18 protein-coding genes and 2 pseudogenes are annotated in these 24,963 nt (G+C 73.3%); 6 read left to right on the plus strand and 14 right to left on the minus strand.

Features of this window, described 5'->3' with window-relative positions; translation table 11 throughout:
• Positions 1-237: 237 nt before the first annotated feature.
• A pseudogene (locus ACIGQF_RS19980) lies at positions 238-2,106 on the minus strand (glycosyltransferase family 2 protein); the annotation flags it as partial.
• Positions 2,107-2,404: 298 nt separating this feature from the next.
• Here ACIGQF_RS19980 and ACIGQF_RS19985 point away from each other — a divergent pair.
• On the plus strand, positions 2,405-2,698 hold the full coding sequence (locus ACIGQF_RS19985; RefSeq protein ID WP_399711761.1) for a chaplin: 294 nt from the start codon (positions 2,405-2,407) through the stop codon (positions 2,696-2,698).
• 136 nt (positions 2,699-2,834) lie between these two features.
• Here the strand turns inward: ACIGQF_RS19985 and ACIGQF_RS19990 are convergent, their stop codons facing one another.
• From ACIGQF_RS19990 to ACIGQF_RS20010, 5 genes are read right to left on the minus strand one after another with little or no spacing between them, the layout of a single operon-like run.
• The gene (locus tag ACIGQF_RS19990; RefSeq protein WP_399711763.1) at positions 2,835-3,875 is read right to left on the minus strand and encodes a 2-hydroxyacid dehydrogenase; all 1,041 of its coding nucleotides are present in this window, start codon (positions 3,873-3,875) and stop codon (positions 2,835-2,837) included.
• 29 nt (positions 3,876-3,904) lie between these two features.
• Complete coding sequence (locus ACIGQF_RS19995) at positions 3,905-4,531, minus strand: histidine phosphatase family protein (protein ID WP_399711765.1); 627 nt, start codon at positions 4,529-4,531, stop codon at positions 3,905-3,907.
• Positions 4,528-6,030: an FGGY-family carbohydrate kinase gene (locus tag ACIGQF_RS20000; protein ID WP_399711767.1), complete on the minus strand. Its 1,503-nt coding sequence runs from the start codon at positions 6,028-6,030 to the stop codon at positions 4,528-4,530. The genes ACIGQF_RS19995 and ACIGQF_RS20000 overlap by 4 nt, the downstream gene beginning before the upstream one ends.
• Complete coding sequence (locus ACIGQF_RS20005; protein ID WP_399711769.1) at positions 6,030-7,532, minus strand: FGGY family carbohydrate kinase; 1,503 nt, start codon at positions 7,530-7,532, stop codon at positions 6,030-6,032. The genes ACIGQF_RS20000 and ACIGQF_RS20005 overlap by 1 nt, the downstream gene beginning before the upstream one ends.
• Before the next feature lie 3 nt (positions 7,533-7,535).
• The gene (locus ACIGQF_RS20010; protein WP_399711772.1) at positions 7,536-8,867 is read right to left on the minus strand and encodes an MFS transporter; all 1,332 of its coding nucleotides are present in this window, start codon (positions 8,865-8,867) and stop codon (positions 7,536-7,538) included.
• 303 nt (positions 8,868-9,170) lie between these two features.
• On the opposite strand from ACIGQF_RS20010, the pseudogene ACIGQF_RS20015 reads away from it, so the two are divergent.
• Positions 9,171-9,851: pseudogene (locus ACIGQF_RS20015) on the plus strand (DeoR/GlpR family DNA-binding transcription regulator); the annotation flags it as partial.
• A 14-nt stretch (positions 9,852-9,865) separates the two neighbouring features.
• On the opposite strand, the gene ACIGQF_RS20020 reads toward ACIGQF_RS20015, so the two are convergent.
• A complete protein-coding gene (locus ACIGQF_RS20020) occupies positions 9,866-10,906 on the minus strand; it encodes a DMT family transporter (protein WP_399711774.1) in 1,041 nt (346 codons plus the stop codon).
• Positions 10,907-11,036: 130 nt separating this feature from the next.
• Between ACIGQF_RS20020 and ACIGQF_RS20025 the strand changes: the two genes are divergently transcribed.
• The gene (locus ACIGQF_RS20025; RefSeq protein ID WP_399712594.1) at positions 11,037-11,594 is read left to right on the plus strand and encodes a TetR/AcrR family transcriptional regulator; all 558 of its coding nucleotides are present in this window, start codon (positions 11,037-11,039) and stop codon (positions 11,592-11,594) included.
• 31 nt (positions 11,595-11,625) lie between these two features.
• On the opposite strand, the gene ACIGQF_RS20030 is transcribed toward ACIGQF_RS20025, so the two are convergent.
• Positions 11,626-12,696 (minus strand): GvpL/GvpF family gas vesicle protein, encoded by a 1,071-nt coding sequence (locus ACIGQF_RS20030; protein WP_399711776.1) that lies wholly within the window; start codon positions 12,694-12,696, stop codon positions 11,626-11,628.
• Between the two features lie 119 nt (positions 12,697-12,815).
• Here ACIGQF_RS20030 and ACIGQF_RS20035 point away from each other — a divergent pair, with 119 nt between their 5' ends.
• On the plus strand, positions 12,816-13,403 hold the full coding sequence (locus ACIGQF_RS20035; RefSeq protein WP_399711778.1) for a hypothetical protein: 588 nt from the start codon (positions 12,816-12,818) through the stop codon (positions 13,401-13,403).
• 36 nt (positions 13,404-13,439) lie between these two features.
• Here ACIGQF_RS20035 and ACIGQF_RS20040 read toward each other — a convergent pair whose 3' ends face one another.
• Positions 13,440-13,877 carry a GNAT family N-acetyltransferase gene (locus tag ACIGQF_RS20040; protein WP_399711780.1) on the minus strand — a complete coding sequence of 146 codons (438 nt, stop codon included), beginning with the start codon at positions 13,875-13,877 and terminating at the stop codon, positions 13,440-13,442.
• A 387-nt stretch (positions 13,878-14,264) separates the two neighbouring features.
• Here ACIGQF_RS20040 and ACIGQF_RS20045 point away from each other — a divergent pair, with 387 nt between their 5' ends.
• Positions 14,265-16,205 carry a maleylacetate reductase and hydroxyquinol 1,2-dioxygenase domain-containing protein gene (locus ACIGQF_RS20045; protein ID WP_399711782.1) on the plus strand — a complete coding sequence of 647 codons (1,941 nt, stop codon included), beginning with the start codon at positions 14,265-14,267 and terminating at the stop codon, positions 16,203-16,205.
• A gap of 4 nt (positions 16,206-16,209) precedes the next feature.
• On the plus strand, positions 16,210-17,985 hold the full coding sequence (locus tag ACIGQF_RS20050; protein WP_399711784.1) for an FAD-dependent oxidoreductase: 1,776 nt from the start codon (positions 16,210-16,212) through the stop codon (positions 17,983-17,985).
• Positions 17,986-18,034: 49 nt separating this feature from the next.
• On the opposite strand, the gene ACIGQF_RS20055 is transcribed toward ACIGQF_RS20050, so the two are convergent.
• The 5 genes from ACIGQF_RS20055 to ACIGQF_RS20075 all read right to left on the minus strand — a co-directional run bounded on the left by ACIGQF_RS20055 (position 18,035) and on the right by ACIGQF_RS20075 (position 24,690).
• On the minus strand, positions 18,035-18,484 hold the full coding sequence (locus tag ACIGQF_RS20055; protein ID WP_399711786.1) for a hypothetical protein: 450 nt from the start codon (positions 18,482-18,484) through the stop codon (positions 18,035-18,037).
• 146 nt (positions 18,485-18,630) lie between these two features.
• Positions 18,631-19,851, minus strand: coding sequence for a type III PLP-dependent enzyme (locus ACIGQF_RS20060; RefSeq protein WP_399711788.1), 1,221 nt, complete (start codon positions 19,849-19,851; stop codon positions 18,631-18,633).
• The gene (locus ACIGQF_RS20065) at positions 19,848-21,623 is read right to left on the minus strand and encodes an IucA/IucC family protein (RefSeq protein ID WP_399711790.1); all 1,776 of its coding nucleotides are present in this window, start codon (positions 21,621-21,623) and stop codon (positions 19,848-19,850) included. The genes ACIGQF_RS20060 and ACIGQF_RS20065 overlap by 4 nt, the downstream gene beginning before the upstream one ends.
• Before the next feature lie 92 nt (positions 21,624-21,715).
• Positions 21,716-23,506 carry an IucA/IucC family protein gene (locus ACIGQF_RS20070; protein WP_399711792.1) on the minus strand — a complete coding sequence of 597 codons (1,791 nt, stop codon included), beginning with the start codon at positions 23,504-23,506 and terminating at the stop codon, positions 21,716-21,718.
• Positions 23,503-24,690, minus strand: a complete 1,188-nt coding sequence (locus ACIGQF_RS20075) for an acetyl-CoA carboxylase biotin carboxylase subunit family protein (protein WP_399711793.1) — start codon at positions 24,688-24,690, stop codon at positions 23,503-23,505. Before ACIGQF_RS20075 ends, ACIGQF_RS20070 begins: the two co-directional genes overlap by 4 nt.
• Positions 24,691-24,963 lie beyond the last annotated feature (273 nt).

Raw genomic sequence — 24,963 nt, forward strand, 5'->3', positions numbered from 1 at the left:
CCGGTCCCGCCCGTACGCCGCGTCGGCGGTGACCCAGGAGAACGGCGCTTCCGAGTCGAGGGCGTGCCGCACCAGCTCCCGGAACCGCTCCGCTTCGTCGTCCTCGGTCTCGTCGGTCCCTCCGGTGTCGCCGGTCTCGCCGGGCGTGCCGGGAGTGCCGGCCTCGGGCCCCCCGGCGGCATCGGCGACACCGGAGGATTCGGTGGCTTCGGTGGTGGGTTCCTCAGGAACGTCGGTAGCGGGTGCTTCGGCGGGTCCGGGCGCGAGCTCCCCGGCGGCGGCCGGGACCGGGGCCGGGGCGGGGGCCGGGGCCTGCTCGGCGCGGCGCCGTTCGAGGACCGGGGACAGGCGCCAGACCGCCAGCGGGGCGACGGCGATCACCAGCGCGATCGCGGCCCAGGTCCGCATGGCCACGTGGGTGTGGCCGAGGAAGACCGAGGCGATCAGCGTCATGGAGAACAGCCCGGCCCACGCCAGGTGGGTGGTGAACGTGCGCAGCCGGTCCGGATTGGCGGTGTCACCCTTGGAGGTGACGACGAAGCCGGCCTTCCGCCGCAGCACCGCCCCCGTCAGCGAGCGCGCGTACAGCGGCGCCGACATCGCGGACATCGCCATCCCTGCGACGCCCGAGGAGCCCTGCGGCTCGTGCGGGCTGACGTTGTGCCGCCGGTTCCACATGTACAGCCCGATCTGCAGGGCCGCGGCGTCGCTGTACAGCATCATCCACATCTGCGACTCGACCTGGACGCCGGAGGCGCCCAGACAGAGGAACAGCGCGCAGGACAGGCCGCCGATCACCCAGTTGATCCCGGCGATCGGGTAGTAGGTCACCATCAGCCCGTAATTGAGGGCCTGGCCGGGGGAGAGGCGGACGACCGCCCGCCAGAACTGCCGGATGATCGACTCGTAGGTGCCGCGGCTCCACCGCAGCTGCTGGTTGAAGAAGTCGGTCCAGGTGGCGGGACCCTCGCCCACCGCCAGCACGTCGGGGGTGTAGACCGAGCGCCAGGGGCGGCCGGTCGCGGGATTCTCCCGGCGGTGGATCTCCAGCCCGGTGGCCATGTCCTCGGTGATCGAGTCGTAGAAACCGCCGGCCTGCTTCAGGGCGCTGATCCGTACGCAGTTGTTGGTGCCGACGAACATCGGTGAGCCGTACGCGTTACCGGCGCGCTGGATCAGCGCGTGGAAGAGGAATTGCTGGCTCTCGGAGGCCCTCGCGACCGTGCTGTCGTAGTTCCCGTAGACCTGCGGGCCGACGACGAACGCCACGTCCGGGTCCCGGAAAAAGCCCATCATGCGTTCCAGGTAAGCGGGCAGCGGCACATGGTCCGTGTCCACCCCGGCCATGAATTCATAACCGTCGCCGTGCGCTTCGAGCCAGGCATTGTAATTGCCGTGCTTGGTCCTCGCACGGAACGGGCCGGCCGGCTGGTTCCATTTCTCCACTCCTTTGCGGGAGAAGTGCCGGACGCCCAGCTCCTCGCACAGCTCCCGCACTTCGGGCACATTTCCCTCGTCCAGCAGCCACACGTCCAGCGGTCCGTCGTGCCGCAGCGCGGCGGCCCCCGTCAGCGTCGCCCGGACCATCTCCAGGGGCTCCTTGCCGGGGACGAAGGTGGTCAGGAACGCCACCCGGGTGCCGGGCGCCGCTCTGACCGGTACCGGGTCCCGGGCGACGAGCGTGGCATGGGCGATGGAGACGACGTTCAGAACGCGGAAGGCCTCCAGCAGCCCGATGGAGACGAGCATGACGGTGTCCGCGAAGATCTCCCAGCCCGCCGCGTACTCCCGGTGCACCCAGTGCTGCGGCCGCATCAGCCAGATGAGCAGCGCCAGCGAGGCCAGCGGCGCGCTCGCCAGCAGCAGGGCCGTCAGCAGCCGGTGCGAACTGCTGCTCAACAGCGGGCGGTACTGCACCCGGTAGGGCCCGGCGTCGGTGTCCGGCACCGTCAGCGGCCCGGCCAGCCGGCTGAATTTCTCGTAGTCGTAACGAGGAACGGACGGCGTTTCGTCGGCCGAGCAGCGCACTTCGGTTTCCGCACCGTCCTCCGTTTGCGCTGAACGGCTGCTGACCGCGACCGACGGGTGGCCACCGCGCTGATCCATGACAGTTTTCCGGGAGAACGGCACGCTACCCCTCGTTACGTATGTCGCTCATAGGTCGAACGGGTCACTAAAACGCTAAGCTAACAAACCTTCTGTATGGCGGTCGGCTGCCAGCGCCGCGGGCACGCCCGAATGGCGGGGAAGCGGCCGGACGGAAAGCCGGGTGCGGCAATATGTGCGGCCGAACAGGTGAAAAATGGTTGGCCGCGCAACTATGGACGCGACTGACCCGATCAAGAGGGAGAAGGTAAGCGGCAGTACGGCCGCCTCTCACTCTTTTGCAGAAAGGCCAGTTGTCATGTCACGAATGGCGAAGCTCACCGCTCTTACGGCTCTTGCGACCACCGCGCTCTTCGGCGGGGCGACGGTCGCCTCCGCGCACGGCACCGGCAGCGGGGGCGCGTCGGCCTCCGCCGCTGCCGTGGGCTCCCCGGGCGTGCTGTCGGGCAATGTGGTCCAGGTTCCGGTCAGCGTCCCGATCAACGCCTGCGGCAACACCGTGGACGTCATCGGCCTCCTGAACCCGGCCTTCGGCAACAGCTGCGCGACCACTGCCCCTCACCAGAAGAACCACCACCACAAGAAGCACTGAATCAGCGGTGGTGTGAAGCCCCTCCCCTCCGGTGCTCCCAGCCCGGCACCGGACGGGAAAAGCCGCCCCCGGCCAGGTACCGGCCGGGGGCGGCACGGCCTTCCGCTTCCGGCGTCGGAAGCGGCGGGCCAGGTGGTCAGCGGTGCTCCAGCACCTCCGGGTTGGCGCAGTGGGCCAGGGCCTCGCCGCGGACGAAGCGGCCCACCTCGGCCCCCACGATCCGGGCGGCCTTGTGGGCGACGCCCTGACTGCCGCCCGCAATGTGCGGGGTGAGCACGACACCCGGCGCGGTGAGCAGCGGCGACCCGGCCGGGACCGGCTCCTCGGGGAACACGTCGAAGCCGGCCGCGGACAGCCGGCCGGTGGCGAGCGCCTCGCACGCCGCGTCGTAGTCGAGCAGCGCGCCGCGGGCGCAGTTGACCAGTACGGCCCCCTCGGGCATCAGGTCCAGCTGCTTCCGGCCGATCATCCCGGTGGTCTCCTCCGTGACCCGGGCGTGCAGCGAGACGATGCGCGAGCGGCGCAGCAGCTCCTCCAGCGACACCTGCTCGGCGACGCCCGCCAGCCGCTCCGGACCGGCGTACGGGTCGTGCACCAGGACCGTCGCACCGAGCGCGAGCAGCACCTTGGCGACCCGGCTGCCCACCGCACCGAAGCCGATCAGGCCGACGGTGGCGCCCTCGATCTCGATCCCGCAGTTGCCGTAGTCGAAGTAGTCGCCGCGCCAGACGCCGCGCCGCAGATCGGTGTGGACGTCACCCAGGCCGCGGGCCGCGGCGAGGATCAGCGCGAGGGTGTGCTCCGCGGTGGCCACGGCGTTGCGGCCGGGGGCGTAGCAGACGGCGACGCCGTGCCGGGTGGCCGCTTCGAGGTTGGCGTTGACCGGGCCGCCCCGGCTGGCGCAGAACAGCTCCAGGTCCGGACAGTTGTCGAGGATGCGCTCGGTGAGCGGGGCCAGCTGAGTGACGCAGACGCGGACGCCCTGGAGCGCCTCGATCATCTCGTCCTCGGTCCCGGAGGCCTCCTGGACCTCGGCGACCGGGCCGAAGGGGGTGTGCGGCCAGGGCAGCAGCAGCTCGCGGACCTCGGCGGCGCCGCCGGTCGCGGCGGTGACCTGCTCGGTGAACAGACGGGGCAGGACGAAGTGGTCGCCGGCGGCGAGGACGGTGGTGGACATGCGTGGTCTCTCCGTGGGTGCGGTACGGGTCAGTGGGTGCCGGCCGGGGACACGGCACAGGGGGCGTTCAGACGCAGCAACGACGCCTGACCGCGGCGGAGGCGCAGTTCGGTGAGCGCGCCGTTCTCCAGGGCCGGGAAGACCCTGCGGTAGGTACCGAGGGGAATGCCCAGCTCGCGGCAGAGCAGCAGGCGGACGAGGGTGGAGTGCGCGACGACGAGGACGCGGCCGTCCGGCAGCTCCTCGGCGAGACCGGCCAGGCAGCCCGCCGCCCGCGCCGCGGCCGCCGCCGGGTCCTCGCCGCCGGGCAGATGGTGAGCGACGGGATCGGCGAGAAACGCCTCCAGCCGCTCCGGGAACACCTCCCGCATCTCGGTACGGGTGAGCCCGTCACCGCGCCCGAAATCGACCTCCACCAGGCGCTCGTCGGTCCGCAGCGGCAGCCCGAGGGCGCGCGCGGCGGGGTCGGCGGTGAGCCGCGCCCGGGACAGCGGGGAGGAGACCACCGCGTCGATCCGCGCCCCGGCCGCCCACGCGGCCAGCTCGGCGGCCTGCGCGTGGCCCCGCTCGGTGAGGGCGACATCGGTGCGCCCGGCGTAGCGGTTCTCCGCGTGCCAGACGGTCTCGCCGTGGCGTACGAGAAGGAAGTCGGTCACTGCTGGGCCTTTCTGACGGCGTACTCGGCCAGGTCGGGGCCGATCCGGCCGCGGTCGTTCAGGGCCGCCACGAACGCCAGGTAGGCGGGGCGGAAGCGGGCGGTGCGCTCGGGATCGGGACGGTGTTCGGCGCGTACGCGGACCATCGCGGCGGCGGCTTCGGTCAGCGGGGTGCCGTCGGCGGTGGCGGCGAGCACGGCCATGCCGAGGGCGCCCTCGGCATGCTCCGGCAGGGTGACGGTCCTGCCGAGCACGTCGGCGCGCAGCTGGTTCCAGTACGCGTTGCGGGTGCCGCCGCCGGTGAGGGTCAGCGGGCCGTCGACCGGGGCGCCGAGGCGGTCGAGGTAGTCGAAGCAGAGCCGTTCGAGGCAGGCGACGCCGAGCAGATGGGCGTGGAAGCGTTCCGCCTCGCCCGCCGGGTCGCCCAGGACGAACGGCTCCGCGTCGGACGCCCGGAACGGGAACCGCTCGCCACTGGTACCCGCCAGCGGATACGCGACCGGGTCGTGACCTGCCGGGGCCGGCCTGCCGCGTACGGCCCGCTCGGTGAGGTCCGCCAGGTCCGCGCCCGGGAACTCGCGGGTCAGCGCGCCCGCGCCACTGCTGGACGCGGCACCGGGCAGCCAGGTGTCACCGGGACCGCGGTGGCAGTACACGAGACCGCCGGGGTCGCGTACCAGGCGCGGGCTGACGCCCTTGAGGACGAGCGTCGTGCCGAGGACGGAGTTCCACGCGCCGGGCGCCAGCGCACCGGCCCCGATCTGCGCGGCGCAGCCGTCCGTCATGCCAGCGACGATCTCCACGCCCTCGGGAATGCCGGTGGCGCGCGCCGCGGCGGCGCACACCGTACCGAGCACGGTCCCGGGCCGCACCACCTCCGGCAGCAGGGAGTCCGGTACGCCGAGCGCGGCCAGCTCCTTCTCCGGCCAGCGCTCCGCGAGGAGGTGGTAGCCGGTCTTCAGCGCGTGGCTGGCGTCGCTCGCCACCTGATGGCCCGCCAGCCGCCAGGTGACCAGATCCACCTGGTGCAGCAGCCGGGTGCCCGGCGCCGCGGCGGCCGCCGAGTGCTCCAGCAGCCACCCCAGCTTCGGCAGCGCCCACGAGGGCTGCATGGTGCGGTAGCCCAGCTCCTCCCAGACCGCCGCGCCCGCCTCGTTGACCCGTACGGCCTGCGCCGCGGCGCGCCCGTCGTCGTACATCAGGCCCGGAGTGAGCGGGGCGCCACCCGCGTCCGCCAGCAGGATCGTGCCGGACGTGCCGTCCGGGGCGAGGGCCGTCACCCGCTCCGGGTCGATGCCCGCGAGCGCCTCGCGGCAGGCAGCGGCCAGCGCGTGCCACCACTCCTCGGGGTCCTGCTCGTGGCGCTCGCCGGCCCGGCTGCTGCGCAGCGGACGGGAGGCGGCGGCCAGCACCCGGCCGGCGGCGTCCACCGCGACGGCGCGGGCGCTCTGGGTGCCCAGGTCGAGGCCGAGCCGGACGGGGTCGGCGGGGCGGGGCATCAGATCTCCTCCTTCGGTGCGTGCGGCTGCCACCCGGCCTCGCGGGCCAGCGCGCGCCAGGACAGGAACGCCGCGTACCGCTCGGTGTACAGCGCGGCGCGCTCGGCGTCGGGCTCCCAGGCGGGGCCCATGTGGACGTACTTGTCGGCGGCCCGGTGCATGCTGGACTCGGCGCCCGTGAGGACGAGACCGGTGAGGAAGGCGCCCTTCGCGCCCAGCTCGGTGTCGGTGGAGCGGGTGGTCGGCACGCCCGTGACGTCCGCGATCAGGCCGCACCACGCGTCGCTCCGCGCGCCGCCACCGCACAGCCGCAGCTCGCTGACCTCCGTACGGGAGGCGGTGAGCGCGTCGCGCAGGGTGAGCGAGAGCCCTTCGAGGACACCGCGGGCGATGTCGGCCCGGGAGTGCTCCAGGCTCAGCCCCCAGAAGGTGCCGCGGGCGCGCGGGTCGAGGAAAGGCGCGCGTTCACCGGCGGGGGAGAGGTACGGCAGGAAGGCCAGGCCGTGGGCGCCGGGCGCGGAGCGGAACGCCTCGGCACACAGCTCCTCGGCTCCGGACAGGCCGAGCACCCCGGCGGTCCAGTTCAGGACCTCGGTGCCGGAGAGGGTGGGGAAGGCGCGCAGGACGCGTTCCCGGCCGCGGTAGGCGATATTGATGCCGCTCGGCTCGCCGGCGGTGTCGACGGCCGTACGCACGACCTCGGCGCAGAGCGTGGTGCCGAGGATGGCGCACGCCTGCCCCGGATTGACCACGCCGATGCCGCGCGCGGTGGCGGCGATGTCGTACGGGGCCAAGACGACCGGCAGCCCGGCGGGCACGCCGAGCTCGGCGGCGGCCGCCGGGGTGATCTCGGCGATGCGCCGCTCGTCACCGACCACCTCGGGCAGCAGCCCCGCGTGCCGGCGGAGCCCGAACAGGTCGATGACCTCCTGGTCGTACGCGCCGGTGGCGTGGTCGAGGAAGGGCGCCGAGGCGTCCGACTCGTCCATCACCCGTTCGCCGGTGAGCCGCAGGAAGAGCCAGCCGGCGGCGGTGAGAGCGGTCGCGGAACGGGCCAGGCGCGCGGGGTCGTGCTCGCCGAACCAGGTGAGGATCGCGTTCGGCAGGCCCGCGAAGGTGAGCGACCCGTTCCGGCGGAAGGCATCCGCCAGCACCCCGGCACGCTGCCATGCGGTGACCGTGTCCGCGGCCCGCCCGTCGGACCACAGGACGGCGGGGCCCGTGGGCCGCCCGTCCTCGTCCACGAGCCAGCAGCCGTCGCCCTGAGCGGTGAAGGTGACCAGCCACACCGGCTCAGCGCCCCGGTCCCGCACCGCGGCCAGCGCCTCGCGCACGGTGTGCACCACCGCGTCCCACACGGCGTCCATGTCCTGCTCGGCCCACCCCGGGTGCGGCCGGTCGACCTCGGTGGCCCGCCGGGCGACGGCCACCTCGTGGCCCCCGGCGTCGTAGACCACGGACTTGATCAGCGAGGTGCCGACGTCGATGGAGAGTACGGACACGGGTCACACTCCTTCGGAGGCGCCGACGGCGGCCGGAGCGGCCGGGACGGGAGGCGGTACGTCGCGTTCGGCGGGCGTTCGCAGCCACAGGGCCAGCACCCCGCTCAGCGCGTACAGACCGGCGAAGATCCAGATCACACCCTGGACACCGAACGGCCCGAGGAAGACCGCGACCAGGGCCGGGCCGACGAAGGTACTGGCGCCGGCGCCGAGGTTGAGCGCCGCCATCGCCTGGCCCTTGTGCGCCGGGGCCAGCGACGGCATCAGCGCGGAGAGCGGCACGTACCCGGCCAGCGTCGCGCCGAACAGCCCGGCCACCAGCAGGCACAGCGCGTACTGCCCGCCGAGCGCGGTCGGCACGTAGTACAGCAGCAGCGAGGTGACCGTGCAGCCGAAACCGCCGCACCAGGCGACCGTGCGCCGCCAGCCGAACCGGTCCCCGAGCGCACCGAACAGCAGGTTGAAGACGATGTTGACCGCGAACATCACGGACAGCAGCCGCAGCCACTGGGACAGGCTCAGCCCGATGGTCTGCGTGAAGAACGCCGGCAGACAGACCAGGAAGCCGAACTCCGGCACCGTATTGATCATGCGGACCACGGCCCCGGCACCGATACGCGGATTGCGCCCGAGCAGCGCCAGGCTGCCGAACAGCGTGGCCATCGGGCGCTCACCGGCCGGCGCCAGCCGAGCGAAGCCGGTCCGCTCGCGGACGAGGAACAGGGCGATCAGGCCGCCGAGGACGACCAGCCCGAGCGAGAACCACAGGGTGCGGTAGGCGCCCATCTGCGGGACGAGGAAACTCGCGGTGAGCGAACCGAGCGTCGGCAGCCCGCCGGTGAACGCGAACCAGAACCAGCCGACCGCCGTGCCGAGCCGCCGCTCCGGCGCCGTCGCCGCGATCCACACCAGGAAACCGAACGCGAAGAGGGGATAGCCGATGCCGCGCAGGCCGTAGCTGAGGAGCAGCAGCGGATAGTTCATCGAGGGCACCGCGATCGCCAGCATGAGCACCTGAAAGCCGATCCAGGCTCCGAACCCCGCCATCATCACCCGGCGCGGCCCCCACAGGTCCGACAGCGCGCCGGAGAGCCACGCGGCGACGGAGGCGGTGATGCCGTACACGGTGAACAGCATCGCCACCCGCTGCGCCGACAGACCCTCCTGCGCCAGGTACGGCGAGAGGTACCCGGACTCGACGCCGTCACCGATCATGAAGACGAGCACGCCGAGGAAGCCCCAGGCGAGCCCGCGCGGCATGCCGAGCCGTTCGGTCCAGGCGGGCCGCCGCTCCGCGTCCGGCGGCCCGGCAGATGTGGGAGCGTCACTGGCCACCACGGCACCTCTTCCCTCGTACGGATCTTCCAGCGGTACGGGCCGTTCGGCGCCCCTGACCGGCGTGGCCGGGCCCGTGTGGCACTGATGCAACGCGGGCCGCGCCGAACCGGTCAACGCCCGCCGGCCGACCTCTCGCGAGGCGGCCCGGCCGCCGGGTGAAATCCGCCGGCGGCGGGCCTCCGTACCGCGGGCTTAACATGGCGGCAATGCGGCGTGAGCTCGGCATTTCCATGCTGACCTGGGACGCGGGCGCAGCTCCGCCGTGTGACATCCGCGTGAAGTTAACGAGAGGTTCCCGCAGTGACCGAGGACCACGGCAGCGCGCCCGGCGGCGCCGCGCGGCGGGAGGACATCCAGCACGACCGGCAGCGGCGGATCCGTGAACGGGTCGCCGCCGAGGGCTTCGTACGCACCGCCGACCTCGCGCGCGAGTACGCGGTCAGCATCATGACCGTCCACCGCGACCTGGACGTCCTCCAGGCGCAGGGCTGGCTGCGCAAGGTCAGGGGCGGCGCCTCCTCCCTGCCCTCGCTGCTCTTCCACGGCGACCTCAGCGAGCGCATGTCCGCCATGAACACCACCAAGCACCGGCTCGCGCGCGCCGCGCTGCGGCTGCTCGCCCCCGGCCAGACCGTCATGATCGATGAGTCGACGACCTGCCTCGCGCTGGCCCAGCACCTCACCGAACGCCGCCCGCTCACCGTCATCAGCAACTTCCTGCCGGTCATCAAGCTGCTCGCGGGCGAGCCGGGCATCAGCCTGCTCGCGCTGGGCGGCGCCTACTACCCGGCGTACGACGCGTTCCTCGGCCCGCACACGGCGGAGGCGGTCCGCTCCTTCCGCGCGGACGTGCTGTTCATGTCCACCACGGCCGTCACCGGTGACACCTGCTACCACCAGTCGCAGGAGACGGTGCAGGTCAAGCGGGCGCTGATGGACCGGGCCTCGCGCCGGGTGCTGCTGGTGGACCACACCAAGTTCACCCGCCAGGGCATCTACGCGCTGGCCCCGCTCACCGACTTCGACACCGTCCTCGTCGACGACGCCCTGCCGGTCGCCGAAATCCGCCGCATGCGGGACCTCGGCGTGCCGGTGACGACGGTCCGCGGCGGATCCTGACGCGGCCCGCCGCCCCGGCCGCGCCCGCCTGCCGCGCCGGAGTCGCGGTGGACCACGACGACCGCGACGAGCCCGAGGGCGAGGCCGGCCGCGGTCCGGAGGGAGAAGGGTTCGCCGAACATCAGGGCGCCCCAGACCGCGGTGACCGGAGCCATCAGAAACATCAGCGTGTTGACGGCGGTGACGCCGCGGCGGCGCAGCACCAGCCAGTAAAGGCCGTAGCCGCCGAACGTCGCGAACACCACGAGCCAGCCGACCGCGAGCCAGAACGACGCCTCGGGCGGCGGGACCGCGGCCCCCGTGCACAGCGCCAGGACGCTGAACACGACCGCGCTGGCGGTGCAGTGGACGGTCAGCGGAACGGCCGGCGCGAAGCGTGTGCGCGAGCGGCTCTCCAGGAAAGTCGCGGCGACCAGGGCCAGCATGCCGAGGAACGGCACGGCGTACGCCCACCACGGCACGCCCCCGGCCGGGCCGCCCGGCGACCCGCCGGACGCCGCGTCGGCCAGCGTGACCACCGCGACGCCCGCCGCGCCGAGCCCCAGCCCGAGCCACTGCCGCCGCGACACGTACTGGTGCAGCAGCGGCCCGGCAAGCGCCCCCGCGACCAGCGGCTGCACGCCGTCGATCAGGGCCGTGGTGCCGCTGGACACGCCCAGCTGGATGGCTGCGTAGACGCTGAGCAGATAGCCGCTCTGGGAGAGCACGCCGATCACCGACTGCCGCGCCAGGTCGCGGGCGGTCACCCCGCGCCAGGCGGCCCGCCGGACGGCCGCGACCGCCAGCAGTACCACGGCGAGCGGCAGGAAGCGCCACATCAGGATCGTGAGCGCGCCCGCGCTGCCCGCGCCGAGTTTGGCGCCGATGAAACCGGAGCTCCAGGTGAGCACGAAGGCGGCCGACAGAAGGAGGTTCATACAGACTCCCGTGAGTAAACAGATCGGTATACCTCGCTTGAGTCGACCGTACTATACAGATCGGTATAGTGGAGGGGTGAGCGTGAACGAGAGCACGACGGACACGACGGCGGCGGTCGAGCGCATCCCCATGACGCCCGGCGCGCGCCGGGTACGGGACGCCGCGGCACGGCTGTTCTACGAGCGCGGCATCCACGCGGTCGGCGTGGACCTCATCGCCACCGAGGCCGGCGTCACCAAGAAGACGCTCTACGACCGCTTCGGCTCCAAGGACCGGATCGTCGTGGAATACCTCGCGGACCGGGACGAACGCTGGCGGGCCTTCCTCGACGACCGCCTCGCGGTCGCGCCGCCGGACCCCGCGACGCAGATCCTGACGGTCTTCGACGCGTCACGGGAATGGGCGGGCGAGCACAGCGGGCGCGGCTGCAGCATGGTCAACGCGCACGCCGAGATCAGCGACCCGGCCCACCCCGCGTACCCCGTGATCACCGGCCAGAAGACCTGGATGCTGACGCTCTTCACACGGCTCGCGCGAGAGATCGACCCCGGCCGGGGCGAGGACCTGGGGCGCACGCTGATGCTGCTGCACGAGGGCGCCCTCGTCACACACGGGATGGCGGTCTTCCCCGACGCCCTGGGCCAGGCCCGCCGCCAGGCGGAGACGCTGCTGGCCGAGGGGCGGTAGTGCGGTGGTCAGGAACGAGGCGGGACGGCGCTCAGTCCGACAGGCCGGGCAGCTCCGCCAGCTCGTACGGGTCGGCGAACGAGTACGGCGCCCAGGGGCCTGTCAGTTCGATGTGCAGTTCGGGACAGCGCGCGACCAGCCCGCCCACCGTCTCCGCGAAGACCCCTGCCGCCTCCCGGTGCACCAGATACGCGCTGTCCAGCAGATTCCGCCCGTGCGGATACGGCGCCCCGGAAATCGGCGAGGTCCAGTACGCGGAGGTGGCACAAGAAGCCGCCGCGCCGGGCAGTGCACCGTGCGGACAGGCGTCCCGCCGATGGTGCACCCGACTGCACTCGGCGACGTCCGCCAGCGCGTGGTGCGCCGCCCGCGCCAGCTTGTCCACGGGCTCGCCGGCCCCGTCCGCCGAGGCCGCCCCGTCACCGTCGCACGCAGCCCAGGCATCCGCCGCGTCGTCCGCGTACGCCTTCACGCCCCACTCCAGCCGTCCGTCCAGCCGCGTCAGCAGCCGCTCGTACAGGTCGGCCCGATCGGTGAGCACCCGGCGCACCTGCGCCTCGCCGTGATGGACCGTGCCGATGCGCAGCGGCAGTACGCAGACCGTGGCGGCCGCCTCGTCGACGACCCTGCGATGGGCGTCGGCGGCGTCCTGCGCCGCTTCGGCGGGGGACATGCCGGCCGCACCGGACGCCAGAGAGAAACCGTCGCCACCCAGCCCTCCACCAGAACCGCACGACACCGACACCAGCGCGGCCAGCGGCCCTTCCGACACCACGATCACGGACCCGCCACCGACCCCAACCAGCCCCGGCCGGGGCCGGAACCCTCTTCGCACGATGCCGTACGCGTACAGCGGACCATCGACCGGGGCGCGAGGCGGGTCTGCATGCGGAGGGTCCGTATTCGGACGCGCGGTCATCGGCACAGTCCTCTCCGGGCGTTCTCGCGTTCGAATCCCTGGCGGTACGAGTACCGGCCCCCGGTCACCGCAAACCACACCGCCCGAACCCGGCCACCGCGCGGAGGCGCGCCCCGCCCGGAGACGGGCTAGCCTGCTGACAGGGCCACTCGGCGGCCGAAACGTGAGTAACAACGCACTCATATGCGCATTCTCCGGCTCTCATCCGGCACCTTCCGTGGAAAAGGGGGTAGCCGGACTGCAGAGCGACACGGGGGAGCGGAGAGAAGAGGGAGCGAAGCGAGCCGAGGGAGGCGGCAGCCATGCAGCACATCGGCGGGCGATGGCGGTGGCGGCGGTGCCCGCTGCGCCGCCGGTGGGACGTACTGGACGCCTGGCTGGGCCTGCTGACGGCCCTCGCCCTGCTCGTCGGCGTACCGGCCGTCGGCCTCTCCGCCGGCCTCGCCACCTACGGAGCCCAGCGCGTCGAGCGCGCGGAACAGCTCGCCGAACGCCGCACGTTGACCGGCCGCCTCCTGGAACCCGTACCGGCCGACCCCTCGGCCACCGGCTTCACCGCCGGCATCGACCGGATACCCGCCAAGGTCCGCTGGACCGGCCCCGACGGCCAACGCCACACCAGCACCATCGATGTGGAGACCGGCACCCGCAAAGGCGCCGCCGTCACCGTATGGACCTACCGCGACGGACGCCTCGCCGACCCGCCCATGACCACCGCCCAAGCGGCCGACGACGGCGTAGCCGCCGGCCTCGGCACCGGCATGGCACTCGTCCTCGCCCTCCTCGCCGTCCGCTGGGGCGGCCGCCGGTACCTGGACCGCGTACGCCTCGCCGAGTGGGAGCGCGAATGGGCCCGCGTCGGCCCCCGATGGGGACGCAGCCCCATCTGAAGTCATGAAGTCATTGCCTGAAGTCGTTGCCTGAAGTCACTGCCGGCTCCGCGCGCGGCGGCACGTCATGTGCCGGCAGCGTGCGCCGCGCGCGAGGAACGGGGCCGGAAAGGCGACGGCGGTCTCCTCGGCCATCGCCGCGAAGAACCGGCGGCCGTCCGCCGTCTGCCGAGAGGTGTACCAGCGGTAGGCCGCCGCCGGGGCGAGCGCGCGGTGCAGCGCTTCGCGGGCCAGGCCGTGGCCCCGCCAGTGCTCGGCCACGGCGATGTTGCGGATCCAGCCGCGCCGGCACTCGTGGCACAGCTGATAGTCCAGCCGGCCCACGGCCCGCCCCGCCGCGTCCCACATCCCGATCTCCCGGCGCCCGCCCGGCACCGCGGGCCCGGTCTGCCGGTAGCTGACGGAGGCGGCATCCGGAACCGGCCCGCCGCGAGCCGATGGCACCCGCCACGGGGGCACTCGGTGTGACGCCATCGCGTACCTCCGCCGTCTCGGCCGCACCGCCATGATCTACAGGCTTGTAGAGTACGCGCGTTGAGGGAGGGGGAGGGGCGGGGTGGCGGAGAAAGCGGGGGCGGGAGCGGTGGGGGCGGTGCGATGTCAGTACCCCCAAGTACTGTGTTGAGAAGGGGACCTCGTCACCCCCATGGGGGAGAAGGCGGGCGGAAACGGTCCGCCGCCCCCACCCCACCCCCATGGCCCCGCCCCACCCCCACCCCCCGCGTTTCCCCCCATCGCGGCAGGGCATGATCATTCCGGTGTCGGGGCGGCGGCGCGGTCGATCCGCGATGCTCCACCGTCACTGCCACTACTGCCGTTACGCGGCGTCCTGTTCACCCGTCGGAGTCGGAGCGGAGTCCTATGCGCGCATTCACCTACGCCGGCCACCCCACCCGAGTGGTCTTCGGTGCCGGGACGATCGGGCGCCTGCCCGAGGAGCTGAGCCGCCTCGGCGCCACACGTGCCCTGGTCCTCAGCACGCCGGGCCGGGCGGACCTCGCCCGCCGGGTCCGGGAGCTCCTGGGGCCGGCGGCCGCCGGGGAGTTCACGGGTGCCGTCATGCACACCCCCGTCGAGGTCACCGAACAGGCCCTGGCCGTCGTCCGGGAGTCGGCCGCGGACTGCCTGGTGGCGGTCGGCGGCGGGTCGACCACCGGGCTGGCCAAGGCGCTGTCCGTACGGACCGGGCTGCCGCAGGTCGTCGTGCCCACCACGTACGCCGGTTCCGAGGCCACGGCGGTGCTCGGCGAGACGGAGAACGGGGTGAAGACCACCCGCTCGGCCCCGGAGATCCGGCCGGGCACGGTGCTGTACGACGTCGACCTGACCCTCGGCCTGCCGGTACCGGTCTCCGTCACCAGCGGTATCAACGCGATGGCGCACGCGGTCGAGGCGCTGTACGCGCCGGAGACGGACCCGGTGACGGATCAGCTCGCGCTGCGGGCGATCGAGTTGCTCGCGGACGCGCTGCCCCGGATCGCCGCCGAGCCAGGCGGCCGGGCGGCGCGCGCCGACGCGCTGGAGGCCGCCTGGCTGGCCGGGACCTGCCTCGGCAGCGTCGGCATGGGCCTGCACCACAAGCTGTGCCACACCCTCGGCGGCTCCTTCGGGCTGCCGCACGCTCCCACACACACCGTCGTCCTCCCGTACGCCATGGCCCACAACGCGCCCGCGGTGCCTGACGCCATGCGCCGCATCGCCCGCGCGCTCGGTGCCCCGGACGCGCCCACCGCCGTCCACGACCTGATCCGCCGCCTCGGGGCCCCGACGAACCTCGCCGACCTCGGTCTGGCGGAATCCGATCTGCCGCGCGCCGCCGAACTCGCCACCGCAACGCCCTATCCCAACCCCCGCGAGGTCACCAGGGAGGGGATCGCTCAGCTCCTCGCCGACGCCTTCGAGGGCCGCCGCCCGGCCCCCGCCGAGCCCCTCGCGGACTCCCTGCACACCCTCCTCGGACAGGTCACCGCGAGCCTCGCCGGTGCACCCGACGCCCGGGTGCGGCAGTTGCTCACCGACCTCACCCGCCGGCTGCACGGCTTCGTCGCCGACAACGACCTCACCGACGCCGAGTGGCGGTACGCCATCGACTTCCTGACCCGCACCGGGCAGCAGTGCACGGACACCCGGCAGGAGTTCATCCTGCTCTCCGACACCCTCGGCATCTCCAGCGCGGTCGACCTGCTCACCAACTCCCGCACGGCGGAGAGCACCCCGTCGGCCGTCCTCGGACCGTTCTACGTGGAGGGGCCGCCGCCGCTGCCGGACGGCGCGGACCTCGCCGAGGGGCTGTCCGGTACGCCGATGTATGCCTCCGTGCGCGTCACGGACCTGGACGGGAAGCCGCTGGCGGGCGCGGTGGCCGATGTCTGGCAGTCCAACGAGGACGGTTACTACGACGTCCAGCTGCCCGATCTGGACGGCCCGCAGCTGCGGGCCCGCTTCCGCGCGGACGACGAGGGCCGCATCCGCTTCCGCTCCATCCTGCCCTCGGAGTACCCGATCCCCGACGACGGCCCGGTGGGACGGATGCTGGCCGCGGTCGGACGGCACCCCTACCGCGCCCCGCACGTCCACTTCATGATCAGCGCGCCCGGGCGGCACACGCTCGTCACCCAACTGTTCGTCGCCGGCGGCGCCCACATCGACGACGACACCGTCTTCGGCGTCAAGGACGCGCTGGTCGTCGACTTCCCCGAGCATCAAGGGCCCACCCCCGACGGCCGCCCGGCCGACGGCCCGTGGCGCTCCCTCGACTACACCTTCCGCCTCGCCCCCGCACCCACCCCCGGAGACCGGTAAGAACATGACCGACCGCACCATCCCCGACTCCGCCTACGACACGGACGTCCTCGTCGTCGGCAGCGGACCCGCCGGGAGCAGCGCCGCCCTGCTGCTCGCCACGTACGGCATACGCACCACCCTGGTCAGCAAGTACGGCTGGACGGCCGACACCCCGCGTGCCCACATCACCAACCAGCGCACCCTGGAGGTGCTGCGCGACCTCGGCATCGAGGAGCAGGCGCTGGCCGCGGGCACCCCGCAGCACCTGATGGGTGACACGGTGCTGTGCACCGCGCTGACCGGCGAGGAGATCGGGCGCATCCGTACCTGGGGGACGGGTGACGACCGGCTCACGGAGTACACCGCCGCCAGCCCCTGCCCGATGACCGACCTGCCGCAGCACCTCCTGGAACCGATCCTGGTGGGCAACGCCGCGGCGCGCGGCGCAAAGGTCCGCTTCGACACCGAGTTCGTCCGCCTGGAGCAGGACGAGGACGGTGTCACCGCGTACCTGTACGACCGGCTGCGGGGCGATGAGTTCACGGTCCGGGCCCGCTACCTGGTCGGTGCGGACGGTGCCCGCAGCCGGGTCGCCGAGCAGGCGGGCCTGCCCATCGCCGGGCAGGAGGGCAAGGCCGGCAGCATGAACATCGTCTTCCGTGCCGACCTGAGCGCACATGTCGCCCACCGCCCCAGCGTCCTGTACTGGGTGATGCGTCCCGGCGCTGAGACCGGCGGTATCGGCATGGGGCTGGTGCGGATGGTCCGGCCCTGGAACGAGTGGCTGCTGACGTGGGGGTACGACATCGACGAGGCGCCGCCGGAGATCGACGGCGCCGAGGCCCGGCGGATCGTCCACGATCTGATCGGTGACGACTCGATCGACGTCGAGATCACCTCGACCTCGCTGTGGACCGTCAACCACACCTACGCCACCCGCTACTCCACCGGCCGGGTCTTCTGCGCGGGTGACGCCGTGCACCGCCATCCGCCGTCCAACGGCCTCGGTTCCAACACCTCCGTGCAGGACGCCCACAACCTGGCCTGGAAGCTGGCGATGGTGGTGCGCGGCCAGGCGGGCGAGGGGCTGCTCGACACCTACACCGCCGAGCGCGCGCCGGTCGGCCGGCAGATCGTCGACCGTGCCAACCTCAGCCGCGATCAGTTCGGCCCGATCTTCCAGGCGCTGGGCGTCGGCGGCGGTGCCGACCAGGAGGGCATCGCGGGCGCGCTGGCCGCCTGCCGCGCGCCGGACGCCGAGGGCGCGCGGCGGCGGCGCGAGCTGGACGCGGCGATCGAGCTGAAGAACTACGAGTTCAACGCGCACGGCGTGGAGCTGAACCAGCGGTACGTCTCGGCCGCCGTCCTCGACGACGGGGGTGCGGCGGAGGAGTGGCCGCGCGACCGGGAGCTGTACCACCAGCCCAGCACCCGGCCCGGCGCGAAGCTGCCGCACGTCTGGCTGACGGACGCCGGCGGGCACCGCGTCTCGACCCTCGACCTCGTCGGGAAGGGCGGGTTCACGCTGGTCACCGGCGTCTCGGGGACCGTGTGGGAGATCGCGGCGGAGTCCTGTGCGGCCGGGCTCGGCATTCCGCTCCGTACGGTACGGATCGGCTCGGACGCCGCCCGGGACGCGTACGGGGACTGGCGGCGGCTGTGCGGCACCGACGAGTCCGGCTGCCTGCTGGTACGTCCCGACGGCTGTATCGCCTGGCGTCAGGAGAGCGCGCCCGGTACGGAGGACGAGGCGCGGGCCGGGCTGGGCAAGGCACTGGCGTCGGTGCTGCAGCGCTGACGGTGCATCAGGGTGCCGGCGGTCCGACGGGCCGCCGGCACCGCTGTCGTCAGGGGATGTAGCGGGTGCGGTCCGTGCACAGCGACCAGATGACGAAGACGCCGAGCGCGATGCCGACCGTGGCCCAGACGGGCTGGTACGGCAGCCACATGAAGTGCGCGATCACGTACAGGCCCGCCAGCACGATGCCGGACGTGCGGGCCCAGCGGGCGCCCTTGAGCAGGCCGAAGCCGGTGATGGCCACGACGATGCCGAGGATCAGGTGGATCCAGCCCCACACGGTGGTGTCGAACTCGTAGACGTAAGTGCCGGTCAGTTCGTTGCTCAGCAGGTACACCTGGTTGTTGGCGATGCCGGCGATGCCCTCCAGGACGCCCAGGACCCCGGAGACCAGCATCAGGACCCCGGCGAAGAGCGTGCCGCTGGCCGCCCAGACGTTCTCCGGGCCGTGCGCCCGGGGCTGCTTGGGGCCCGCTGCGTGGGGTGCTGCCTGCGACATGGTGGCTCCCCTCCGTGACATACGGGTGCGAATGTCGTCGGTCCAGCGTCGTCCCGCCGCGCCCCGGTGTCCACCGGATACGTCGCCGACCGCACGAACCCGGTCCCGGACGGGCACGCCCCACTGGACACCGGGACCGGACGGCCTCAGCATTCTTCGGGCGTGCCCAGGAAGTGGAAGCCGGGGCGGGGGTGCATGAGGAAGTCGTGGTGCGAGATGTTCCAGGCGTAGGCCCCGGCCATCCCGAACGCCACCCGGTCGCCCGCCCGGAGCCCGGCCGCCGGCGCATGCCGCGCGAGCAGGTCCTTGGGCGTGCACAGCTGACCGGTCAGCGTCACGCGGTCACCGTTGGCCGCCGGGCGGGGCCAGGGGTGCGGCCAGGGCGTGCCGGTGGGCAGTACCGTGCAGGGCTGGTCGTGGCCCTTGGTGGCGGGGGTGCGCAGGTGGTGGGTGCCGCCCCGGACGACGGCGAACTCCTCGCCGTGGCTGCGCTTCACATCGAGCACCTCGGTGACGTACCAGCCACAGTAGGCCGTGAGGGCGCGCCCCGGCTCGATGCGCAGGGTCAGGCCGGGGTGGGCGGCGGTGAGCCGGGCCAGGCCCGCGCCGTAGGCCGCCCAGTCGAAGCGGGCCGCCGGGTCGGTGTAGTCGACGGCCATGCCGCCGCCGACGACCACCTCGGAGAGCGGGACGCCGTGGCGGGCGGCGAGTGCGGTGGCCCAGGTGATGACCGCCCCGGCGACCGTGAGCTGTTCCGCCGCCGCCAGCCCGCTCGCCAAGTGGGCGTGCACGCCCCGGAGTTCGAGCTGCGGGTAGGTGTCGTCGGCCAGCAGGCGCACGGCCTCGTCGGCGTCGGCGGGGTCGAGGCCGAAGGGGGCGGGGCGGCCGCCCATCGCGAGCGGGACGCCGTCCAGGGAACCGTCGTCGACGGGCAGGTTGACGCGTGGCAGGACGGCGACGCGCCGGCCCGGGATGTGCCGTGCGGCCAGGTGGCCGAGCAGGTGCAGCTCGTGCAGGCTCTCCACGTGGAAGCGCTCGACGCCGGCGGTCAGCGCTCCGGCCAGCTCGGCCGGGGTCTTGCCGGGGCCGCCGAACGCCAGGGGAAGGCCTGGCACGGCCTTGCGGACGTGCGTCAGCTCACCGCCGGAGGAGACCTCGTAGCCATCCACGTACGGGCGCAGCGCGGCCAGGATCTCCGGTTCCGGGTTGGCCTTGGCGGCGTAGTACAGCTCGACGCGGCCGGGGAGGGCGGCCCGCACGTGGGCGGCATGGTCGCGGAGCGCCGTCAGGTCATAGCAGTACGAGGGGAGGTCCTCGGGGCGCAGGGTGTCGACGTGCGCGCGGACCGCGGGGGTGGGTTCGGTCATCGGGCGGTCCCCGTGGTGGCGGAGAGGACGGATTCGGCGAGCGGGGAGGGCAACGGGACGTAGCGGGCCGCGCGGTCGGGCTTGCGGGCCCAGCGGGTGAGCAGGTTGGCCTTGGCGGGCAGGGGTACGCCGGCGAGCAGTGCGGCCAGCCGCGGCGGGCAGCCGTGGCGGTCCGCGTGGCGCCGGAGGGTGCGGCGTACCTCGCGCCACAGTTCGGCCTCGCTGTCCGGGTGGAGGTCGGCGAGCGCGGCGACCAGTTCGGCGACGTGGTTGACCAGCAGGCAGTACACGACGCGGTCCCAGCCGCGCTGTGCGTCGTAGGTCAGCGGCCCGGCGACCTCGGCGGGCAGTGCGGCGAGGGTGTCCGTGTGCCGGTCGTCGACGAGTTTGGTGCCCTCCAGGTCGCGGAGCAGTACCTGGGCGGGCATGCCGTCGCCGTCGACACAGATCAGCACGTTCTGCAGGTGCGGTTCGAAGACCAGGCCGTGGTCGAAATAGGCGGCCAGTACCGGCGGGATGAGCAGGTCGAGGTAGGCGGCCCACCACTTCAGTGCGGTGGGCCGGTCGGTGCCGGCCGGCAGCCGGGAGAGGTGCGCGGGGCCGGCCGGGTACTCGTCGGCGACGGCGGCGGCGAGCAGGGGTGTGGTGCCGGGCAGCAGGCGCCGGGACAGCCCCTCGCGGACGATGACGCCGAACCCTTCGAGGAGTGCGGTGTCGGTGGTGCCGTCGGGGCCGGGGAGAGCGAGGCTGCGGTACGCGGGTTCGCGGAGCACGGCGCAGCCGGGGAAGCGGGCGGTCAGGTCGTCCAGGACGGGGGCGAGCAGCCGGGTGAGCGCGACGGCGCCGGACAGTTCGTAACGGGCGTTCTTGCGGAGGCAGTTGGTGATGCGGACGTTCAGGCTGAACTTCAGGAAGGTGTCGGGCGTGTAGAGGGTGCGGACCGAGGCGGTCGCGGCGTAGGGCACGTCGCCCCTGCCCAGGACGCGGATGTCGGCACGGGCCAGCGCGACCCGGAGCCCCGGGTGGTCGCGCAGCAGCTCGTACTGCCAGGGATGTGCGGGCAGCAGCCGGTACCCGTCGGGGACCGGTACGGCGGCCGCGTCCAGCGGATCGGCGGCGTCCGGCGCCGCGGTCTCCTCCGCGATGAGGTGGTCGCGTACGGCGAGGAGCAGCAGCGGGAAGGTGCCGCCGGTCTCGGGCGCGTACTCTCGCCAGGCCTCCGGGTCGCCGGTGCGGGCCTTGGGGGTGGGGTGGAAGCGGTGGCCGAGGACGAGGGACTGCTCGGAGGCCACGTAGGTGTCGCGCCAGTCGCCGGTGCCGTGCTGGGCGGCGCCGGCGTCGTCGGGGGCGCGGGCATCCCGGGCGGCCAGGGCCGCCGTGGTCGCCCGGTGGCCGGCGGCGACCTGGGACAGGAACTCGTCGTTGGTGACGCCGGTCCGCAGGGTCAGCTCCGCGTGCACGTACTCGGCCAGCCGGCGCCAGTCGATCTCGGTCCAGCCCTCGCCGTCGCGTTCGGCCACCGGACCGGTGAAGCGGTGCGCACCGGTCAGCGAGGTGCGGCGCAGCGCGACGCGCAGCCGGACACCGCGGCGGGGGAGTCGCAGCAGCAGGTGGCCCCGGTGGACGGCGGTCTGGTGCTCGGGTCCCGAGACCTCGCGGAGCAGGCAGTTGAGCAGGGTGTGGGCCACGGCGTCGTCGGCGGTCGGCAGTCCGGTGGGGGCGGCGGTGGGCGCTTCGGTCCGTCCGGTGGCGTGATTGGTCAGCGGGGGCATCAGGGGCTCCTGCGAGTAGCGGGAAGACGGGGGAAGGGGGCGGGGAGCCATGGCGGTCGGGCGGGTGCGCGGGCGGGCACCGGGGCCGCTGTTCACCGGACGCCCGCCGTCGGCAGCAGGTAGTTGGGGCCCGTGGTGTAGTGCTTGTTGATGTCGGCAGCGCCCGAGCGCTCCTTCGTCAGCAGCGTGCCGGCGCTCACCATGGCCTTGACCGGCAGCCGCGGGGCGTCCAGCAGCCGGGCGCGCAGGACGGCGCCGGGCTCTCCGGGGCCGGTGCCGAGTCGCTCGACGGCCTCGGCCAGCCGGTCGCGGACGAGCGCCAGCAGCCGGTCCAGCGGGGCCCGGCCGTGTCGTGCCAGCCCGAAGGCGTAGGAGCCGGCGCACAGGTGGACGGTGATGGTGGTGAACACCTCGCACACAGGCCCGTCGCTGTCGCCGCAGATCCGCCGGTCGGCGAAGTCCGCGGGGCCCGGCGCGTCCCGGCCCAGCCGTTCCCGCAGCCGCACGGTGTTGATCCGGGGCCCGTCGTTGTCCTTGAACAGCAGCCGCAGCCGGGTCCCGCGCGGTCCCGTCCCGTCCAGCACCAGCGACACGTTCTGCTGGTGGGACTCCAGGCCGATGCCATAGCCGAAGAGCGTGGTCTGCCAGTCGAACAGCAGGGTCAGGAAGGCGTCGAGCAGGGCGAGCGGGTCGCCGCCGTAGAACCGGTCGGCGAAGTGGTCGATGACCAGCCGGCCGCCGGGGGCCGGGGCGAGCAGCGCGGCCAGCGGGACGACGGTGCTTCCCGCGAGCCCGGCCGGGTAGCGGCGGCACAGTACGGCGAGCAGCTCGTGCCCGGCGTGCGCGTACACCGTCTCGTCGGCCTGGAGCACCGACTCCCGGAAACGCGGCTCGCGCGCGAGGACCGTCTCCAGCAGCCGCTGGCCCGCTGCCCCGTCGACCAGTGTGCCGGGTTTGATGGTGCGCCGGTTGCGCAGCCCGAGCGTCGCCGTGGCCAGCGGCAGCTTGAGGTGCAGCAGTGGGTCGGCCGCCAGCGCCACCGTGCGCATCGACAGGGTCGGCACGGCGAGCGGCCCCGGGCGCGGGGACAGCACCGCCTCTCCGGCCAGTCCCGTCTCGCGCAGCGCGGCATCCAGCGGTGCCCCGACGGTCAACGGGTGCACGGGTAACGCGAAGTGAGTGGCACTCTGCTCGGGGGCGTCCGAGTCATCGACGAGTGGCGCGTGGCCGTCCGCGTCGCCCGCCACGGTGACCGCGGTACGCGGCAGCAGCAGCCGGCGCAGCGGGAAACGCGGGTGGAACTCCGGTGCGTACGCCCGCAGCCCGGCCTCGTCCAGGCCGGCGCGCCCGCGCGAGGCCGGGTACACCGGGTGGTCGAGGCGGGCGGCGAGCGCGTCGTGCGCGAGCCCCGCGGCCGGGCCGGTCCAGTGGGCGGGATCGGGGCCGTACCGGTCCGCCAGCGCGGTGGTGAGTTCGTCGTGCGTGGCGGTGTGCAGGCGCAGTGCCGCCAGGGCCTCCCGGCACTCCGCCGCGAACGCGTCGAAGCCGTCCCGGTCGAGCGGGTCGGCGAGCGCCCGCAGCGCGGCGAGGACCTCGCCGGTGCCGGTCAGCCGGGTGCCGTTGGACTCGCGGACGAGCAGCGGCAGCCGGGCTGCGTACTCGGCCTGGTAGCCGTCGGGCGCCAGCGGCAGGAGCAGCGCCTCGCCGGTCCGGGCGGGCAGCCGCAGCCACGGCCCGTCCGGGCGGTCCAGGACCGTGCTGCGGGTCCGCAGGCCGACCACGTCCTCCCGCAGCAGCGTGCTCAGCACACGCACCAGCAGCGCGCGCTCCTCCGGCGCCCGGTCCGTCCCGGGCCCGGCCGGGGCCCCCGTCGGGGCGGTCACCGGGTGATCTCCCAGCGCTCGGTGGCGAAGAACGCCTCGACCGCCCGGTCGACGGCCCGCTGATCGCTGCCGATGGCCCGCAGTGCGCCGAGGTAGTCGCGGTTGGTGCGGTGGTGCGGCTGCTCGGTGCCGACGGCGCGCAGCGGACGGTACGAAAGGCGCACCCCGTCGGCCGTACGGTCCTGTGCGGCGGGCGCGGCGGTGAGGGTGCCGGCGCGGTCGGCGAGGGCGTACCACACGCCCGCCGCACCGTCGGTCCGTGCACCGAGGCCGGCGGGCAGCGGCTCACCCAGGTGGGTACGGAGGATGTGGGCGAAGAGCGGTACGTCGAGCACCTCGGCGAGCAGCAGGTCGCACTGGTCGCCGATGGCGCGGTAGTTGACCTCGATGAGCCGGGCCCGGCCCTCGTGGACGACGAACTCGGTGTGACAGGCGCCGAAACCGACGCCCAACGCGTCCAGTTGGGCCAACACCTGCGCCGTGACCGGCTCGGGGTGGGCGGCGACGAACGCGAGGCGCTCCTCGATGAAGGCCGGGGGAGCGGAGACCGCGGTGTGGAAGCCGCCGAGGACGTGCAGCGTCCGGCCGTCACCCAGGGTCTCCAGGGTGTACAGCTCGCCGGGCAGGTACTCCTCGGCGACGAGCGTCGCCTCCGGACGCCGGGAACGTATCTCCTCGACCCGCTCGACCAGTTCGCCGGGGCCGTCCGCCAGCACGACGTCCTCGCTGGCCACGCCCTCGCGGGGCTTGACGACACAGGGGTACGGCAGGCCGGCGGCCAGTGCCTCCGCGTCCTCGCCGGGGGCGAGCTGCGCGGACCGTACGGTGTCCAGGCCGGTGGCGGCGAGATGGCGGCGCATCTCGGCCTTGTCCTTGGCACGCAGCGCTGCGCGCCAGTCCTTGCCGGGCAGGCCGAAATATTCGGCGGCCAGCGCGGCCTGGGTCTGCAGGTGGTCGCTGTTGGTGAAGACCGCGTCGCCGGGGCCGAGCGCGGCGATCCGGCCGATGACCGCGCGGACGTCGTGGACGTCGCACTCGACGAGCTCGGCGTCCGGATACTTTCCGCGGTGGGCTGCGGGCCGGTCCGTCAGCACGGTGACGTCGAGGCCGAGCCGGGCGGCGGCGGGCAGGAAGCCGTCGGTGACCGAGTCGGTAGGGTTGAGTGCGAGCACATGCATCCGCATGAGAGGGCCCCTTCTGGTCCGGGGTGGTGCGGGACGGCGATGGGCGCCGGCCAACGGGGCTTCGGTGGCTGGTGGTTCGTTCATCACCACGCGTCGTTACGTTAGGTTAGGCAAACCTAAATCTGCAACTGAGGTGGTGCGAATCGGCGAACCAGCCGCTTCCGTACCTTCAGCGAGGAGCGAACCGCAGACTGCCTACCCGCCCGCACCCCCGCAACCACACATTGCGGGGCGCAAATTCGGTTGTCCGAAAGCATGCTCCTTGCTGAAGTG

Origin of the sequence: Streptomyces sp. NPDC053560 (assembly GCF_044544605.1) — a bacterium.
Taxonomy (GTDB): domain Bacteria; phylum Actinomycetota; class Actinomycetes; order Streptomycetales; family Streptomycetaceae; genus Streptomyces.

Excerpts from the sequence above, each read along its gene's own strand:
- ACIGQF_RS20020 (WP_399711774.1), bottom strand. The coding sequence starts at position 10,906 with ATGAACCTCCTTCTGTCGGCCGCCTTCGTGCTCACCTGGAGCTCCGGT.
- ACIGQF_RS20065 (WP_399711790.1), bottom strand. The coding sequence starts at position 21,623 with ATGCCCCCGCTGACCAATCACGCCACCGGACGGACCGAAGCGCCCACC.
- ACIGQF_RS20055 (WP_399711786.1), bottom strand. The coding sequence starts at position 18,484 with ATGTCGCAGGCAGCACCCCACGCAGCGGGCCCCAAGCAGCCCCGGGCG.
- ACIGQF_RS19985 (WP_399711761.1), top strand. The coding sequence starts at position 2,405 with ATGTCACGAATGGCGAAGCTCACCGCTCTTACGGCTCTTGCGACCACC.
- ACIGQF_RS20025 (WP_399712594.1), top strand. The coding sequence starts at position 11,037 with ATGACGCCCGGCGCGCGCCGGGTACGGGACGCCGCGGCACGGCTGTTC.
- ACIGQF_RS20075 (WP_399711793.1), bottom strand. The coding sequence starts at position 24,690 with ATGCGGATGCATGTGCTCGCACTCAACCCTACCGACTCGGTCACCGAC.
- ACIGQF_RS20000 (WP_399711767.1), bottom strand. The coding sequence starts at position 6,030 with ATGCCCCGCCCCGCCGACCCCGTCCGGCTCGGCCTCGACCTGGGCACC.
- ACIGQF_RS20060 (WP_399711788.1), bottom strand. The coding sequence starts at position 19,851 with ATGACCGAACCCACCCCCGCGGTCCGCGCGCACGTCGACACCCTGCGC.
- ACIGQF_RS20045 (WP_399711782.1), top strand. The coding sequence starts at position 14,265 with ATGCGCGCATTCACCTACGCCGGCCACCCCACCCGAGTGGTCTTCGGT.
- ACIGQF_RS20040 (WP_399711780.1), bottom strand. The coding sequence starts at position 13,877 with ATGGCGTCACACCGAGTGCCCCCGTGGCGGGTGCCATCGGCTCGCGGC.
- ACIGQF_RS19990 (WP_399711763.1), bottom strand. The coding sequence starts at position 3,875 with ATGTCCACCACCGTCCTCGCCGCCGGCGACCACTTCGTCCTGCCCCGT.
- ACIGQF_RS20030 (WP_399711776.1), bottom strand. The coding sequence starts at position 12,696 with ATGAGTGCGTTGTTACTCACGTTTCGGCCGCCGAGTGGCCCTGTCAGC.
- ACIGQF_RS20050 (WP_399711784.1), top strand. The coding sequence starts at position 16,210 with ATGACCGACCGCACCATCCCCGACTCCGCCTACGACACGGACGTCCTC.
- ACIGQF_RS20035 (WP_399711778.1), top strand. The coding sequence starts at position 12,816 with ATGCAGCACATCGGCGGGCGATGGCGGTGGCGGCGGTGCCCGCTGCGC.